14 protein-coding genes, 1 tRNA gene and 1 pseudogene are annotated in these 15,916 nt (G+C 45.0%); 6 read left to right on the forward strand and 10 right to left on the reverse strand.

Going from position 1 to position 15,916, the window contains the following annotated elements; genetic code table 11:
* From QUA40_RS28925 to QUA40_RS03575, 3 genes and pseudogenes are all read right to left on the reverse strand, one after another.
* A partial coding sequence (locus QUA40_RS28925) for an NACHT domain-containing protein (RefSeq protein WP_445301118.1) occupies positions 1 to 1,272 on the reverse strand: 1,272 nt, incomplete at its 3' end.
* A 123-nt stretch (positions 1,273 to 1,395) separates the two neighbouring features.
* A pseudogene (locus QUA40_RS28930) lies at positions 1,396 to 2,793 on the reverse strand (NACHT domain-containing protein); the annotation flags it as partial.
* Between the two features lie 186 nt (positions 2,794 to 2,979).
* Positions 2,980 to 3,246: a hypothetical protein gene (locus QUA40_RS03575; RefSeq protein ID WP_333121843.1), complete on the reverse strand. Its 267-nt coding sequence runs from the start codon at positions 3,244 to 3,246 to the stop codon at positions 2,980 to 2,982.
* Here QUA40_RS03575 and QUA40_RS03580 point away from each other — a divergent pair.
* A complete protein-coding gene (locus tag QUA40_RS03580) occupies positions 3,240 to 3,491 on the forward strand; it encodes a hypothetical protein (RefSeq protein WP_333121845.1) in 252 nt (83 codons plus the stop codon). The genes QUA40_RS03575 and QUA40_RS03580 overlap by 7 nt on opposite strands.
* Before the next feature lie 318 nt (positions 3,492 to 3,809).
* On the opposite strand, the gene aat is transcribed toward QUA40_RS03580, so the two are convergent.
* Positions 3,810 to 4,388 carry a leucyl/phenylalanyl-tRNA--protein transferase gene (gene aat, locus QUA40_RS03585; RefSeq protein ID WP_333121847.1) on the reverse strand — a complete coding sequence of 193 codons (579 nt, stop codon included), beginning with the start codon at positions 4,386 to 4,388 and terminating at the stop codon, positions 3,810 to 3,812.
* Positions 4,389 to 4,452: 64 nt separating this feature from the next.
* Here aat and QUA40_RS03590 point away from each other — a divergent pair, with 64 nt between their 5' ends.
* Positions 4,453 to 4,782: a hypothetical protein gene (locus QUA40_RS03590; protein ID WP_190740107.1), complete on the forward strand. Its 330-nt coding sequence runs from the start codon at positions 4,453 to 4,455 to the stop codon at positions 4,780 to 4,782.
* Between the two features lie 118 nt (positions 4,783 to 4,900).
* On the opposite strand, the gene rpsN is transcribed toward QUA40_RS03590, so the two are convergent.
* A complete protein-coding gene (gene rpsN / locus QUA40_RS03595) occupies positions 4,901 to 5,203 on the reverse strand; it encodes a 30S ribosomal protein S14 (protein ID WP_006633844.1) in 303 nt (100 codons plus the stop codon).
* 610 nt (positions 5,204 to 5,813) lie between these two features.
* Here rpsN and QUA40_RS03600 point away from each other — a divergent pair.
* The 4 genes from QUA40_RS03600 (at position 5,814) to QUA40_RS03615 (ending at position 9,696) form a co-directional block, all read left to right on the forward strand.
* The gene (locus QUA40_RS03600) at positions 5,814 to 6,980 is read left to right on the forward strand and encodes a pentapeptide repeat-containing protein (protein ID WP_333121849.1); all 1,167 of its coding nucleotides are present in this window, start codon (positions 5,814 to 5,816) and stop codon (positions 6,978 to 6,980) included.
* 43 nt (positions 6,981 to 7,023) lie between these two features.
* Positions 7,024 to 7,611, forward strand: a complete 588-nt coding sequence (locus QUA40_RS03605; protein WP_333121851.1) for a Uma2 family endonuclease — start codon at positions 7,024 to 7,026, stop codon at positions 7,609 to 7,611.
* 106 nt (positions 7,612 to 7,717) lie between these two features.
* Positions 7,718 to 8,356 (forward strand): Uma2 family endonuclease, encoded by a 639-nt coding sequence (locus QUA40_RS03610; protein WP_333121853.1) that lies wholly within the window; start codon positions 7,718 to 7,720, stop codon positions 8,354 to 8,356.
* A gap of 107 nt (positions 8,357 to 8,463) precedes the next feature.
* On the forward strand, positions 8,464 to 9,696 hold the full coding sequence (locus tag QUA40_RS03615) for a pentapeptide repeat-containing protein (protein WP_333121854.1): 1,233 nt from the start codon (positions 8,464 to 8,466) through the stop codon (positions 9,694 to 9,696).
* A gap of 95 nt (positions 9,697 to 9,791) precedes the next feature.
* Here QUA40_RS03615 and dpdE read toward each other — a convergent pair whose 3' ends face one another.
* The 5 genes from dpdE to QUA40_RS03640 form a co-directional block, all read right to left on the reverse strand.
* The gene (gene dpdE / locus QUA40_RS03620; protein ID WP_333121855.1) at positions 9,792 to 13,127 is read right to left on the reverse strand and encodes a protein DpdE; all 3,336 of its coding nucleotides are present in this window, start codon (positions 13,125 to 13,127) and stop codon (positions 9,792 to 9,794) included.
* Positions 13,128 to 13,323: 196 nt separating this feature from the next.
* Positions 13,324 to 13,980 carry a glutathione S-transferase gene (locus tag QUA40_RS03625; protein ID WP_333121857.1) on the reverse strand — a complete coding sequence of 219 codons (657 nt, stop codon included), beginning with the start codon at positions 13,978 to 13,980 and terminating at the stop codon, positions 13,324 to 13,326.
* 264 nt (positions 13,981 to 14,244) lie between these two features.
* The gene (trhO, locus tag QUA40_RS03630) at positions 14,245 to 15,192 is read right to left on the reverse strand and encodes an oxygen-dependent tRNA uridine(34) hydroxylase TrhO (protein WP_333121858.1); all 948 of its coding nucleotides are present in this window, start codon (positions 15,190 to 15,192) and stop codon (positions 14,245 to 14,247) included.
* A gap of 54 nt (positions 15,193 to 15,246) precedes the next feature.
* A tRNA-Gly gene (locus tag QUA40_RS03635) sits at positions 15,247 to 15,318 on the reverse strand.
* 81 nt (positions 15,319 to 15,399) lie between these two features.
* Positions 15,400 to 15,579 (reverse strand): hypothetical protein, encoded by a 180-nt coding sequence (locus tag QUA40_RS03640; RefSeq protein WP_333121859.1) that lies wholly within the window; start codon positions 15,577 to 15,579, stop codon positions 15,400 to 15,402.
* Positions 15,580 to 15,916: the final 337 nt, after the last annotated feature.

The following is a 15,916-nucleotide window of genomic DNA, read 5'->3' on the forward strand; positions in this document are numbered from 1 at the left end:
ATCATCGTCTGATTGAGCGCATTGTTTGAGGATAGGTAAGGTTTCCGGGTCATCTTTCCACCCCCGTGCTAATTCTTCGACTGCTGCTTCTCGCACACGCCAATCATCGTCTGATTGAGCGCATTGTTTGAGGATAGGTAAGGTTTCCGGGTCATCTTTCCACCCCCGTGCTAATTCTTGGACTGCTGCTTGTCGCACATCCGAATTATCGTCAGATTGAGCGCGTTGTTTGAGCCAAGGTAAGGTTTCCGGGTCATCTTTCCACCCCCGTGCTAATTCTTGGACTGCTGCACGTCGCACAGCCCAATTATCGTCTGATTGAGCGCGTTGTTTGAGGATAGGTAAGGTTTCCGGGTCATCTTTCCACCCCCGTGCTAATTCTTCGACTGCTGCTTGTCGCACATCCGAATTATCGTCTGATTGAGCGCGTTGTTTGAGGATAGGTAAGGTTTCCGGGTCATCTTTCCAAGTGGCTGCAACTGCTGCTACTGCTTCTCTGCGAATTTTATAAACTAGCTCGTCATCTTCTTGACGTGTATAAGCTTTGATATTTCCGTACTTAGTTAACTCTTTAACTCGATCGCGCAAATTCCTAGCAATAGCAGCGATATCATTTCTATTCTTGACTTCAGAAACACACTGCGCCGCCAAAAACAGATTGCTAAAATTTTCTGCTTCCCCATTTTCATCAATCAGGTATTCTAGGATTTGACTTGTAAACTTAGCATTCAGCATTCCCGCCATTAAACGCAACACTTCATGCCAAGACTCATCTCGCCAATGCTCTCGAAAAACTTCAATGAAACCATCTAAATCAAGCGTTTTTTGTTTCTCAAATTGCCGGACAAACTCCCAAGCACAAAAATATTCCAAAAACGTGCGGTGGACAAAAGCATAATAATCTTCATTGTATCCACCCAAGAAGCACAAAATAAAATTGCGATCGCGCAGTTGATCTACCATCAACTTGGCACAAGCAGTTGCCTCAGTTCCCATCAACCCGCTCAAAGATTCCGCTATAGTTGGCCGCAAATCATCGCGACTAATAATATTCCCGGCTAATCCTTTCTCACTCGACTGCATTTTGTATGCAATTCGCCCGCAGATACTTTGTCTGACTTCTTCATCAATTAAACGAGGGTCAATCTTATCATTTTTCAGCTCTTCTTTCACCTCAAAATCCCATTTATGTAGCAGCACTTTTGAGGCTTCTTCATAGAGTTTAGCTCGAAAGCGCGGTAACTCTTGATTGCGATTCAGAATTGCCATCATTGTCAGCAACAGCGGATTTCCCGCCAACTCTCGAATCGCCCTCGATTCCCCAATCGCTTTATCCAATCGTTCTAAACTTGCAGCTTTTTTCAAGCGGTCTGTAAACGTCAATTCGTGCCACTTCTGGATAAACTCTTGAATTTGTTCCGGTTCAAAATCTTGCAGCATGAAGTGATGAAAATCGGCATTTTTCAGCCGTTGCTGCTGGTAGCCAATCACACGAGAAGTGACAATCACTTTCACCGTTGGATATTTTTGAGTGAAATTATGAATTTGGGCAACAATAAGATTGCGTTTTGGCACCTCAAAGACTTCATCTAGCCCGTCAAACATGACCACAGCGCGACCAGCTTGCAGCCATTCGTCCAGTCTAGATTTGTTTAAATGCCCGATCCAACTAGAACCGCGCTCCATAAATTCTAGGAAATCACTGCACTCTTTTTCATCTCTACTGCGATTGTACTTTCGCAATTCAATCAGTAAGTGAATCGGTTGAGAGGACAACTGATTGGGAGACAGTTTTGCCCACTGAAGCGCCTGGTATTTTAAGAGCGTAGATTTCCCAGAACCCGGATCGCCGAGAATGACTAGATAAGGGTAATTGACATCATCAATTACTTCTAGAACAGAGCGACTTTGCTGTTGAGTGTAAGCTTTTTGGTAGCGTTCCAAATCTTCTGGACGGACTTCGGCGGCAATGTCTCCCCGTTCCCGCAATAGCTTTTGAATCTCCTTGGGTAATTCATAATCTCTCGGCAAATATTCCTGACACGATCGCGCATTTTGGGGAATAAATATTTCTTTAACAGTCAGTTGTCGTTCGTATTCTCCCGACCTCGTATCTAAATTACCTAAATCCAAATATTCATATTGTTCTCGCAGTCCTTCTTGATAACTTTCTAACTTAAATTCAGCCGGAATCGGAGCAATTGTTGCGAGACTCTGCTCCATGCTGGTAAATTGATTTGTGTTTAAAATTTGTCGCAGTTCGGCATTTTGCTGGATAATTAATTTAACGCTTTTTAGATACTTTTCTGCGACTTGTTCCCAACTAAACGTATCGGGAAGCGAGGAAACAGGTTGCTCCTGTAAAAAATTAGCAGGTACAACCTGAGTGAAGGTGGGCAAATTCCGTCGCACCGGATGTTGCAAGCGCAAATTTTGCCAGTGCTGAGCTAAAATACCAGTGTTTAAATATTTACAATTGCCTGGAAACGCAGTTCCCAAAACTTGCCTGACATCAGGTTGCTAGAGAAATTGGCGTAAAGGTTGCAGATATTGCTGGATCTGTTTTTTATCTAAGTGCGATCGCTCTAATTCCTGCTCGAACAATATAATAAAGGATTTCAGGGCATCGCGAACTGCATTTTTAGCAAAGGGCTTTTTAGCAAGTCCTTCAACATCTTTAATACAACCTTTAAAAAAATCTTTAAGGTAGTCCTCTAAAACGTCTTCTCCGAATTTTTTCAAAATAGGTGACACTAACACCCAAACCAAACCCGCGCTGACTGGATCTACCATTGCTTTTTGCTCGATTTGTATACTTTAATTTGAAATTATTATAGCGAGGCTGAAAAGTTTAGCTACGGGTAAGGACGCGAGACATCGCCCATAAATATCAATAAATATCAACTTAATGCACTTTTCCGCACTCCGCCAGCGGTCTAAACCCCTGCCGGAGTGTGAAAAAGCGCATTATTATGCAGCTTACCTTGCGGGCGGCTTACTGTCAGTCGATCGCACTTTCCGGCGAATCAACACACTCATCACCTGCTTCGGATTTGCCGCGCGCTGTACCGGACTCCAATCGCCGACTTCAGCAAATCCCAGCCGGTACAAAGTAAGTATCGTTTCCCTGACACCCTGGGGCGAACCCACAACCGTTACCAGCACCACATCCTGTTCCGATACTGCTGCGGGCTCGGAATTTGGGCAATCAAATTCGTTTTCGTCGGACACGAATTCCTGTGACATATTATGTTCTCCTGACTTTGGGTTTTCTAAGAAAACCCAAAAATCCAGCCGCCCCGCATTTCAACACACAGCAGGGCGGCCACAGAGAATGTTACAATGCTCCGTTAGCCTCCAGACTGGTTGCTCAGTTTGGCGGTTATGCTGTCCATTGCTGTTACCAGCAGCTTTGGGCAGTGCAACTAGATTTTTGGGCGACGCGGGCTGCCTCCTCTACAAGCAAAGCAACCTTTCACTTAAAAGCGTAGCCGCAGATGGGGGCCGCCGTCAATCGATTTTAGATTTTAGATTTTAGATTTTACCAAGCTCCAGCGTGGCAACGCAGATATGCTCTGCCTCCGTCTTGTTGAGAGTGTTTTGATGCGGAATTGGATAGTTATCAGACAATACGGTTCAGATAAGATAGTCCTGTAGGAAAAACTATGTGAAAAATAGATACTGCGATTGCTTCGTGAGTCGCTGCGGACAACCGCTAACTGAACCGTATTGAGTTATCAGATTAGAATCAATTTCAGAAGTGCGATCCGACCCCGCTATCATCTGCTGTTTCCCCCCGCAGAGCATATTTAAAATAGCGAGCAGCGGCGCTTCAAAGCTTCTTGCAAAAGAGTGTTGTACAGTTTTTCCTTAACAGTATAAGCGCCGAATCTTTCCAAGTGCGGATTGTTCATTTGAGCGTCGAACATCAGATAAGATCGATCGCGCAATCTCTCCACCAACTTCACCATCGCCACCTTAGAACCCTCGGGAATTCGGTAAAACATCGACTCCCCAATAAACGCACCGCCGATCGACAATCCGAGAATACCGCCCGCCAATTCGTCCCCGCACCAAGTCTCGAAGCTGTAAGCCCAACCGGCCTCATACAAACCCCAGTAAATCTTCTTGAGTTCCTTAGAAATCCAAGTCGTTTCGCGATCGGCACAACCCTCAACCACCGCCCCAAAATCGCGGTTTACAGCCACCGAAAATCGATTTTGATTGATTTGGCGACGCAGGGATTTCGGATAGGTAAATCTTTCATCCAGGGGAATCAGCGCCCGCTGCCGACTGGAATACCACCCCAAACTTTCCTCCCCGTCATTGGCCATCAAGAAATAGCCTTGCGCGTATCCTTGTATAATTGTCGGTATATCATATTGCATATATTTATCAGTTCTCATTTGTCAATTGACTTTTCAAAGTCAACATTAGCAATTAGGAATAGTCATGTCTGAAACCATCGAACCTATTACCTTACCGCCCGCCAAAAACCCTGAGCAAGAAGGGCAATGGCTCCAACAAACGCTGCTGGCCTGGCTAGACTCCGAGTTTATCCCAGAAGCAGCCAACCAGCAAATAGCTAAAAGAGCTGCCCAAATCTATGTCCGCCAGCGTATGGAAGGCGAAAATGACGTGGGCAGCCTCGTAATTGCGATCGTCACCGAAATGCAGGCCTATGATTTTTCTAAAAGCTTCTACGGCGAATTTGCGATCGCCAATGCCGTCAGTGACTTGTTACTCGAAAGTCTCGGCATCGATAAATGCTGCGGCCAGTGAAGCAAGAAGGAGGAAAATTTAATTCATAAGTCTGAAACAAAAATCAACCCCAAACCTAATCCTGCCGATTAATTGTGAGTTTTTTTCTTCTTCCTTCCTTCTTCCTTCTTCCTTCGTGCTACCAGCTAGACTTCACAACACCGGGCAAAAGACCTTCGTGAGCCATTTCTCGCATCATGTTGCGAGACAGTCCGAAGTCACGATAGTAACCTCTGGGCCGTCCTGTTGCCCAGCAGCGGTTCCGCAAGCGAGTCCGCGAACTGCTGCGGGGTAGCTGTTGTAGTTGGCGGTGAATCGCCATTTTGTCCATCTGATTGTTAGCTTGGTCAAACTGGTCTTTCAGGTCTTCCCGCTTGTCGGCGTACTTGTCTACGAGTCTCTGGCGCTTTTTCTCGCGCTCGACCATGCTCTTTTTAGCCATAATCTGTTGATATCCTTAGATAAATCACAATCTACTATTTTACTATATTTTGGTGATTTTGGATAACTTTTATTTTAATTACTTTTTTTGTTAACAAGATTTTTAGCAACAGGCAAGATGCCTGTTCCACCATAACTCAAGATTTTTAGCAACAGGCAAGATGCCGGTTCCACAATTATTCATTTTTTTGTGGTACAGGCATCTTGCCTGTACTTAATATAGCAATCCTAAATGATTTGTGTAATTCTTGTAGGGGCAAACCCACGCCCGGTTGCCCCGCCTTTGCTGGGGTAGGCACGGGGAGTAGGGGTAGCACTACCCCTACATATTTTTACAACTGATGCGAGGATTGCTATAGCTGTAAAAAACCTATATTTGTCAATCGATTAAAGATTAAAGATTAAAGAATTGAAGAAAGCAACCCCACTGATAAATCCGGGGGAAAGTGAAGAAAGAGGATTCGGAGCTTTTTTCTCGCTCCACGAATGAATCCGGGGGCTTGTAACCTGGCTGCTTTCGGTCAGGGGAGAGGAAAGAAAAAGCCACCGATTAGCAATTACCGCTTTGAGTCGATTAATATCAACTTTAGTTATTAACTAATTTTGACATTATGAGCGAACAAGCTAGCGAGCTAATCAAGCAGGGGATTTCGCAATATCAGGCGCGACAATTTGACGCGGCGCTGGGTTCTTGGCAGGAAGCGCTGGCGCTGTATCGCTCACTGGACGATAAGCGGCGATCGGGTGCGGCGCTGGGTAATATGGGCGTAGCTTACGAAGCGCTGGGAAATTATGCTCAGGCGATCGACTGCTACCAGCAGCATTTGGTGTTAGCTCGGGAAATTGGCGATCGCCGCGGCGAGGCTAATGCTTTGGGAAATCTGGGCAATGCTTGTTGTGCTCTGGAGGATTTTCCTGGTGCTATTGATTACCAGCAACAGCGCTTGGCGATCGCGCGGGACACTGGCGACGGGCGCTCTGAGCTGGAAACTTTGGGCAATTTGGCGCTAGCTTACGATGCTAAGGGAGATTTGCCAGGTGCGATCGAATGTTATGACGAGCAGTTGTCGATCGCGCGTGTCAGCAAGGACGATCGCATTGAGCGCAATGCTCTCAAGAATTTAAAGCTTGCTTACAAATATTTAGCAGATTACGAGAAGGCTAACCAGTACCGACAGCAGCAATTGGCGATCGTCCGGCAACTGTTTTTAACTGATAAAAATAAGAGTTTTGTACAACTTACAGAAACAGTTGGTTTGAATCCGATTGAGGATTTTGCTGGGGCTAATTTAAGCGGTTTTGACTTGCACTACGCTGATTTTAACGGTGCGGATTTGCGCGAAACCAACCTCCGAGGCGCAGATTTGACTTTGGCCGATCTCAGCGGTGCTTTGCTGAGCGCTGCTATTTTAATTGATGCTAATTTGTGCAATGCTAATTTGCGGGATGCTGAACTCAGCAGCGCTAATTTGAGCGGTGCTGATTTGCGGACAAAGCTGCCCCGGGCGAATTTGAGCGGTGCAAATTTAACCGGCGCAAATTTGAGCAGTGCTTATTTACCGAATGCGATTTTAGTAAATGCAAATTTGACAAATACTGATTTCAAGAATGCTGATTTAAGTGGTGTTAATTTGAGTGGTGCGAATTTAAACGGTGCTGATTTGAGCCGCGCTGATTTGACAAATACGGTGGTGGAAAATGCAAAGTTTTTTTGTTGTCTGGGAATTTCGGAGGCCATGAAGGTTGAATTGACGGCACGGGGCGGGATTTTTGAGTAGAATTAATTGGAAAGGTTGGTAATTGTAGAGGGTAAGAAAAGCTATGACTGCCGTAACTGCAAAACGATTCTCGATCGCCGAATATCACCGTTTGGGAGAACTGGGATTTTTCGCCCCCGATGACCGAGTGGAATTGATTCGCGGAGAAATTATCATCAAGGCGACTAAAAGTACGTTTCACTCTGTTTGTAATTCGCTACTGTTAGGAGAATTGTACCCGCTGCTGCGAAAAAGAGCGATCGTGCGCGGTCAAGAGCCAATTATTTTGTCTGATGATAGCGAACCAGAGCCTGATGTTGTTATTGCCCGCAATCGAGCTGATCGTTATTTCTCTTCTCACCCGCAGCCTGTTGATATTTTGTTGGTAATTGAGGTTTCGGATTCTACGTTGAAGTACGATCGCACAACCAAGCTGTCTCTCTATGCTGAGACTGGGATTTCTAATTATTGGATATTTAATTTGGTTGATAATCAACTGGAAATGCACAGCGAACCTTATCAGAAACAAAACGGGAGTTATAGTTATCAATTGCAACGAGTTGCTTTGCCAAATCAGACGGTGGGACTTCCGGGTTTTGCCGAGTTATCTCTGGATTTGTTGTCGGTATTTCCCGCGCCTAGTGGTGACTAAACATTCGGGATCTATAGCATATATTTTAACTCAGTAATTAAAGAGCGATCGAGCTTTTTTCGATATAATGTAAAAGTGCGCTCGAACTCTTCACCAAAGTAGCCCTATGTCTGCTCAAACTCTCGCCCCGCCCGAACAAATTGTCCAGCTATCGGGTATCAGTTGGCAAACCTACGAAAATTTGCTTGCCGAAATCGGCGACCGGCAAATTCGACTGACATATAATCGCGGTAATCTTGAAATTATGGTACCCTCCCCAGAACACGAACGTTTCAAAGAAGTATTGGGTCGATTTGTTGAAACCTTAGCTGAAGAATTAGATGTGAGAATTGAACCTCTGGGTTCTACGACATTCAAACGTCCTGAACTTAGCGGTGCAGAACCAGATAAATGTTTTTACATCCAAAATATTAGTGCAGTTAAAGGCAAAAAAAGAATCGACCTGAATCAAGATCCGCCGCCGGATTTAGTAGTGGAAATTGATATTACCAGCCGTTCGGACAATAGCTTGCAGGTTTATGCGGATCTGGGAGTGCCGGAAGTTTGGATTTATAATGGCTCGCGACTCAGAATCAACAGATTAGAAAATGGAGAATACGTTGAGGGCGAGATCAGTTTAGCATTTCCCAGCTTACCGATATTAGAGATTGTCAGATTTTTGGAACAAGCAGAAACAATGGACTATTTGGAATTAGTGAAAGCATTTCGGAATTGGGTGAAAAGCCAAATTCAGCAAAACCAATGAGTTGCGGATCAAATTAAACAAAGTTTACAATTTCACCCACAAAAAAAAGCTGTATTGTGATAAAATAGAGAGGATAAACTAATTTAAATATCAATTACAGGCTGGTAGTGCCAGCAATTCTACCCGATATGCGATCGCTAGAGTCTCACAACAAATACCCAGATTGCTTGTGGATGCAATTAGAAGCAATTCCAGTTTCATCGGTTGCACCCCAAACCCAGCAGCTCGACATTCACTTGAGTCTGAATTTTAACGAGCATTGGGAACCGCTGCTCGGCGGTCGCGTCAAATTTGGTCTGCAAGGCGGGACACTCAAACTCTATCTAGAAAACTGCGAAATCCCGGTAGCATCACGTCAGTTAGTCGGTTCTTTCAAGCTTTTGCCAATAGAAGAAACCCTGGCCCTTCAAAGCAGTGCAGAAAATTTAGTAACCGAAAGTCAGCGGGGAGTTCAGGGCGGGGAGAAGGCGGAAAAAATTAAGGGAACAGAGAGCATATGGTGTCACGTTTCCACAATAAACAATGATACAACGCCAGCTTGGATTTTTGCAGTAGAACAGGGCAAATCAGTATTAAAAGGTTTGCTAAAAAGTGCTAAATTGGGAGAAGTAGCTGGCAAAGAATTTCGGATGGCAGCGGCTTTTGAAGTTGCTAAAGAAGATATTAATCTCACAGATGCGGAGGGTTTGTGGCCACACGACATCACGCCAAATCAACATTCGGTTTTAGAAAGAATCCTGACTATATACCTGCAAGCAAATAAACTCCAACCTGCCCTCAGTTGGGCGCTATTGTCCTACAATTTACCTCCGGTTGAACCGCGCGAAGTGAAAATTGTCCCGGAAGCTGAATCGGAATTGCAGGAAATGGTTGATCGCATTATCTCCGCTGAAACCGACAACTTTGTGGAGTTGGCAAAAATCGCCAATCTTAATCCAGCACTAGATTTCGCGGGTAGCACCTTGCGGGGAACGACATTAAGTGCAGTGGATTTTAGCAGCGCAAATCTCGATCGGGCAAATTTTCGGGGTGCAAACTTAAACGATGCCGATTTCAGCGACGCCAACCTGCAAAATGCCAAATTCGGCGGTGCAGATTTGAGCGGCGCTTTCTTAGGAAATGCTAATTTAAGCGGTGCAGATTTGCACAAAGCAAGTCTAGCTTTAGCTAACCTCAGCGGTGCCAATTTGAGCGGCGCAAATCTGCTGGAAGTGAACTTAACAAATACTAATTTCAGCGGTGCGAATGTCGAGTCAGCGAGGTTTGGGAACAATTCAGGAATGGATGAGGAGATGCAGGTGAATTTACAGCAGCGAGGCGCAATTTTTGAAGAGGTTTAGTCGGTAAGTGCGAATCCCTTTCATCCATCTGCGTCCATCCCCGTTGATCCGCCTGCATCTGCGGTTCAAAAAGAGCGATCGCCCTCCCAAACAAATTATCCTTCATCCTCCGACTTTACAGGAGGACGCCCAGAAATCACAATAAATCCCACAGACTCAAGAGTCATGTGCGGGCGGCGAATACCAGCTAAAACCGCTTGACTCAACAAACTTTCCGTACTGATTTCCTCAGCTAAAAGCGATTCTAAAACTTGTTCGGATTTAGAAAGTCGATTCAAGCGCAACTGCAATTGATTCACCCGGTTTTCGAGTTGGATTGCAGCACGGACAGCAGATCGATCGCACATTTCCACAAAAGCCGATCGCCCGCGCAGCAATTCCTCCGATACCACCCGTCCCTTTTGACAAAAATCATCCCATTCTAGCGGATCGACAAAACTGTCAATCAGCGACGTGCGATTTTTCGACAAATTATAATCCCGATTCGGCCCGCCTTTCCCCTTATAATCCCGCTGCAAAATCGCTAGAATTTCTGCATCTTCCACCAGTGACATTTGCTCACTGCGAGCATCTACAAACACAGTTTCAAAAATTGGGAGAAACAGAGCATCAGCGCGGCGCTGCAAAGCTTTTAAGTTGTAATTTTCGATATTTTGTGCTTGCAAAACTTGCTGGGCCGGCTGCACATCAGTCTGGATTGAATAATTAAACTGAAAGCCGAACCACTCCTTCCCGGGCTCCGCATCCCAACTTTCATCATGCCGCCACATGGCAAAAGCTTGACCGCGATCGTCCCAGCGAATATAAGAGCCAAGTGCATCGATCAATCCCTCACCAATTCGGTAAAGAGCCACATCCGCATTCTGATGAGCAATGCGGCGATTGTAACTACCATATTGCTGGCAATAAGGAACCAATCTGGTCATCAAATCGTTCGAGGGAATTAACGTTTTTTGAGTGGGTTTATAGCGCATCAACCCCGATATACTCGGATGTTCAATTTGTTTGAAATGGAGAGCTTGACACAACCAACCTTCAGTAGCCCGCTGCATTTCTTTATGCTTAGCATCGCAGTTGTCGAGAGATTCAAAATACTGAGATGCACTGTCATCAAGAGTATCAATTTCATCTAGAACGTACTGTTCGTCAATTTTGATTTTCTCTTGTGCGATTTCAGTTTTAATCGATTCAATTTCGCTGGATAAGCCCTTGCCTCCCTCAGCAAACAACTTTTCTTCCAGTTTAACAAGTTTTTCCTCAGCATAAAACTGAAGGCTAGCAATAGATTTATTGAAGATATCAAACCCATCTTTTAAAACTTGAAACCAAGCTTCGTGGGGACTCTCCGGCAAATCCGGGCCTGCAAACAAACAAAATTGCACTCCCATTTTGCTGCCAATGCGATCGACTCTGCCGAGTCTTTGTTCTAACTGATGGGGAAACCACGGCAAATCGAAGTGAATTAACCAATCTGTCACTTGTAGATTTACCCCTACTTCCGCCGATCGATCGCACACTAAGATAAAACAATGCGGCTCAGTCTTAAATCGGTTGAGACTAGCCTCAACATCATCAGCAGATTTTCCCGTTTCATGACTAGCGATCGCCTTTTTACCAAAGATTTTAGCTAAATTTTCCGCAATTTCTTTACAAGTTGCTGTAAAACTGGAAAAAATCACAATTTTCGGGAAACGTTCGCCCGGAATCGGCCGTTTAATTTGCTGTTGAATTCTCGACAGCAAATCGCGAGGATTGCTGTGATACTCGCGCGGAACCTTCAAAGCCACTGCGAGAAATCGGAGAATCGCGATTCGTAACAAACTCAGTCTGTCGGCACCTTCCTGGGGCTTTTCCAGGGTATTGAGCAAGGTTTCCAGCATTTCCCTTTCTTCGGGAAACAGCGCGGTTTTGGTCAAAAGTGCCGTGTCATTTTGTCCAAATTCACGATCGAGCTCAGGAGTCGATTTTTTCTGCAAACGAGCTTTGACAACCCGTTCTAAAACATTCAACCAAGTACCAGAAGCGCGGAAAAACAGCAGAAAAATTCTTTGATATTCGCTCGACTTGGGAGCGACTGTGCGCCATTTATCGAGTACGGTTTGAATTTCCGACCACTGTTCATCATTCAGATCGTACTCTGTTTTGGGGATAGCTTCTCGCTCGAATATCACATCTTCAACCGCATCCCGGCGGTTGCGAAGAATGCGACGATGCAGGCGGTAGGTATCGCTAACATGAGTGCGAATACTTCGGACAAGCCGAGCCTGTTCTGCGGTTTCTTCCGTTTTCAAACAACTTTCTAACTCTGTTGCTAATCCCATTAAATAATCATCTTTTGCAAAAAGAGTGCGGAGTTTAGCAAGTTTTGTTTGCAAAACAGCAGGCTTGGCATTTTCTCGGAAATCCAGCAAAGCGCGACCGATTTCTTGACGGTTTTGCACCTGTTCTTTGAAGCTTTCCAGGTCATCAAGACGGTAAGTTGTGGGATCTAGCAAGTGCAGCATCGTTAGAAAATCTTGCTCGTTGCCGAGAACTGGCGTTGCAGATAATAACAATACATTTTTGCTTTTCTGAGCTAGTTTCTGACAGAGTTCAAAGGACTGCTGCTGAGCGCGATCGCCCGAATGTGCCATTGCCGCCACATCATGCGCTTCATCAACAATCAGGAAATCTAGGTTGGCGTTGCGGCTAACTTGATTGATTTCGCTAATAGCAACAAGCTGCACTCGGTCAGCAAAATGAGACAAATAGAATTTATTTTCCAACTCCTGCCGCCACTGTTCGAGCAAGTATTTCGGAACCAGTACCACAGCGCGTCCGTTGGGTTCATCTAGCAGGAATTGGCGGAGAATTGTCCCGGCTTCTACTGTTTTTCCGAGTCCTGGTTCGTCTGCCAATAAATAGCGCACGATTGGGTCTTCTAGGACGCGCCGGACGACTTCTACTTGGTGCGGATAGAGGTCTATGTTAGCAGAAATTAAACCCGTCATGCCGCGGCTGACGGCCCGCTGTTCGATCGCAGATTGAACGAATGCCAATCGGCGATCGTGAAAATACGGCGTTTCTTGGCCTTTGACTGCTAAAATGTCGATCGGATCGGCGATCGGGATATTGCAGCGAACGTAAAGTTCGGTTTCAACAGCTTGCAAACTTTGGCTGTCAGGGAGGTCAATTTCGTACTCTAATTTATCTTCATCCCAGTCATAAACTCGCCCGATAATCCATCTTTCCTGAGTGGTACTCCAGAGGTAGCAGCGGGTTTGGCGCTGAAGTCTGGCTTCTTGCAGCAAACCCAAGGGTACAGTTTTGCGGATGCGGTTTTTAACTGAGCAAAAATATTCAACTACGGCATCGGTACGCGATACCTCGACAACTTTTCCGACTCCCAAATCGTTTCTGGGCGATCGAACTAACGAACCAACATCAATCATAATTACAACCTGACAATACTTACTAGATTACAATCAATCCTTTCAAGTTAAAAATTTTAGCAAAATGCGATTTTTGCCTGGGTCACTTTTCTAGTCAAATGACAGTCAATCTGCTATTCTGAAAACAATAAGTTTAGCATGATAAATTACATTTTGGTAATTAATAAGTATGCTGGCAGGGAATAAGAATAAGTAATTACGAGGGAGGAAAAATAACCCCTGGATTACCGGATTCCCATTTCGGATATTTCTGCATAACACTGGTATAAATTTCCGACTCTGTAAACCTTGCTAACCAAGCTTGTAGCGGAGGCCAAGGGTGTTCGTTGAACCAATTTAGATCGGTATGAGCGAATTGACGGACAAAAGGTGCGATCGCCATATCAGCCAATGCTACATTGTTACCAAACAAATATTTAGTGACACTTAACTTTGCATTTAGTTTGTCCAGGAATAAAGAACCTTCATAACGATGTACTTGGGCATCAACACCGGGATAACGATCGGGGTACTTATAACGATCAAGATGATATTTAAACCTATCATCAAATAGAGCAATTAGTTGCAGCATTTCTGTAACAGAACCTTGCTGTGGCATCAACCATTTTTCAGGATCGTGTTGTCTCAATGCCCACAACATGATATCGATACTTTGATCGAGTACGCGCCCGTCAACATCAATCAATATTGGTACCGTACCTTTGGCAGATACTTCCAACATCTCTGGTGGTTTGTCTCGCAAAACAACTTCCCGCAACTCGCACACCCGATTGCTAACCATTAAGGCCAAGCGCGCGCGCATAGCATAGGGACAGCGGCGGAAGGAATACAAAATCGGGTATGTTGCTGACATATAATATTAATTCCGGTTGCACCGGAATTATTGTTGACTGTTGACTGTTGACTGTTGACTGTTGACTCAAGGTCAAAAAACTGAATGGTTGAGTGTTAACTGTTGACTCGATTTTATTATTCCGACGCAACCGGAATTGATATAATTAGTCGATCGCGCGATCGGGTTTTTTGGGCCAGAAACCCGGTTTCTTCGTAGATTTCTCGTCGCCAAACAAGATTTTTCGTAGTAACCGGGTTTCTTTGAGCTTAGTGAATAATAATATTAGTTGATCGCACCATCTACTTTTTCCTTCGCATCGTAGCGCGCGCCTATATGTACTTGGTTGCGACGCTTAGCAAGCTCAATCTGACGTTGACGTTCAGATAAAGCTTGTTTTTTGGTTTCAGTTTTTGAGTCATGACAATGAGGACAACTCACACCAAGTACAAATAATTCAGAAGCCTTATCTTCCTGACTAATCGGGTGACGACAACCGCGACAAAGTTCATAGTTACCCGGCTTTAACCCCTGACCAACAGAAACCCGTTCATCAAACACAAAACATTCACCTTCCCAACGACTTTCTGCTTCCGGCACCGTTTCCAAATATTTTAAAATTCCGCCTTCAAGATGATAGACTTCATCAAAACCTTGAGTACGCAAAAAAGCAGTAGATTTTTCGCAGCGAATACCACCCGTGCAAAACATTGCCACCTTGGGTTTATTGCGTAAAGCAGTTTCTTGCAGCGCCCATTCGGGCAAATCCGAAAAGCTTTTTGTTTTTGGATTAATCGCGCCTGCAAAAGTACCCATAGATACCTCGAAGTCGTTACGAACATCAACCACGACAACATCGGGGTCATCAAGCAGCTTATTCCACTCATCAGCCTTGACATATTTGCCAGCCATGAGGCGGGGATTAATGTCTGGTACTCCCATCGTGACGATTTCGCGCTTCAAGCGTATTTTCAGGCGGTAAAAAGGTGCTTTTTCCGAGAAAGATTCCTTGTGCACGAGATCCGCAAAACGCGGGTCACTACGCAAGAATTCCAGCACTGCGTGTACGCCTTCGGATGAGCCTGCGATCGTGCCATTGATGCCTTCTTGAGCCAGCAATATAGTGCCTTTGACGTTGTTGTTGTTGCAACAATCGATTAGCGGTGCTTTCAGCTCAGCAAAATCCGGTAGTTCAACGAACTTATATAAAGCAGCGGTTAAGAAATAAGCCATAGATTGAATTGATAGCACTAATTAATTTTCACAATTATATGAAAATTCATTCAAAGCGGACGGTGGGACTCGAACCCACGACGTTCAGCATGGGAAGCTGACATTCTACCACTGAATTACGCCCGCGCTTAGTGTTTTTCACCTGTTTTCACCTTCTTTCGCTGTGGAGGCGGAGCGGTAAAAAACGACTAGAAAAACATTGTACAACTATTTTCTGATTTTGAGTATAGCATTTTGACAATCAATTTTGGGCGGCAGCCGATCGCACCGCCGAGCCATCATACAGTAACAGACGAGCCAATTGTCATCGCGGCCAAAAGCTGCCACTAAAGGAGCCATCGCCTCGGTTCCCAACCTTGACAAAGAGTTAGTGGCTTCGGATCGCACATTCGGATCGCGCGATCGAACTTCATCATTTTTAACAGCGCAGCCATTGAGTCCGCAGTTTGACTATGCCGCCATCCCATCGCCACGATCGCACCATCGACTCGGTATCATTCACTTTGCTCAGCAACATCGGTAGCGCCACCGCAGAATCGCACTTTCTCTAAACCGTTACCCCCCGCAGCCTGTCTTGAGAATCCCAACTTGGCAGCGCTGCTGGGATTTCGCTAATTTCCCTAAGCCAATTAAAATATATTTTTGTTACTTTTCTTTACGACCTTAGCTAGGATTGCCGGATTTTGGGTAGATTAAAAAAAATTCAGTTATTAGATTGTGTCGG

It is taken from the genome of Microcoleus sp. Pol11C3 (genome assembly GCF_036701485.1).
Classification (GTDB): domain Bacteria; phylum Cyanobacteriota; class Cyanobacteriia; order Cyanobacteriales; family Microcoleaceae; genus Microcoleus.

Coding starts and splice junctions, on each gene's coding strand:
- QUA40_RS03575 (WP_333121843.1), bottom strand. CDS start 3,246: ATGTCACAGGAATTCGTGTCCGACGAAAACGAATTTGATTGCCCAAAT.
- aat (WP_333121847.1), bottom strand. CDS start 4,388: ATGCAATATGATATACCGACAATTATACAAGGATACGCGCAAGGCTAT.
- QUA40_RS03590 (WP_190740107.1), top strand. CDS start 4,453: ATGTCTGAAACCATCGAACCTATTACCTTACCGCCCGCCAAAAACCCT.
- rpsN (WP_006633844.1), bottom strand. CDS start 5,203: ATGGCTAAAAAGAGCATGGTCGAGCGCGAGAAAAAGCGCCAGAGACTC.
- QUA40_RS03600 (WP_333121849.1), top strand. CDS start 5,814: ATGAGCGAACAAGCTAGCGAGCTAATCAAGCAGGGGATTTCGCAATAT.
- QUA40_RS03605 (WP_333121851.1), top strand. CDS start 7,024: ATGACTGCCGTAACTGCAAAACGATTCTCGATCGCCGAATATCACCGT.
- QUA40_RS03610 (WP_333121853.1), top strand. CDS start 7,718: ATGTCTGCTCAAACTCTCGCCCCGCCCGAACAAATTGTCCAGCTATCG.
- dpdE (WP_333121855.1), bottom strand. CDS start 13,127: ATGATTGATGTTGGTTCGTTAGTTCGATCGCCCAGAAACGATTTGGGA.
- QUA40_RS03625 (WP_333121857.1), bottom strand. CDS start 13,980: ATGTCAGCAACATACCCGATTTTGTATTCCTTCCGCCGCTGTCCCTAT.
- trhO (WP_333121858.1), bottom strand. CDS start 15,192: ATGGCTTATTTCTTAACCGCTGCTTTATATAAGTTCGTTGAACTACCG.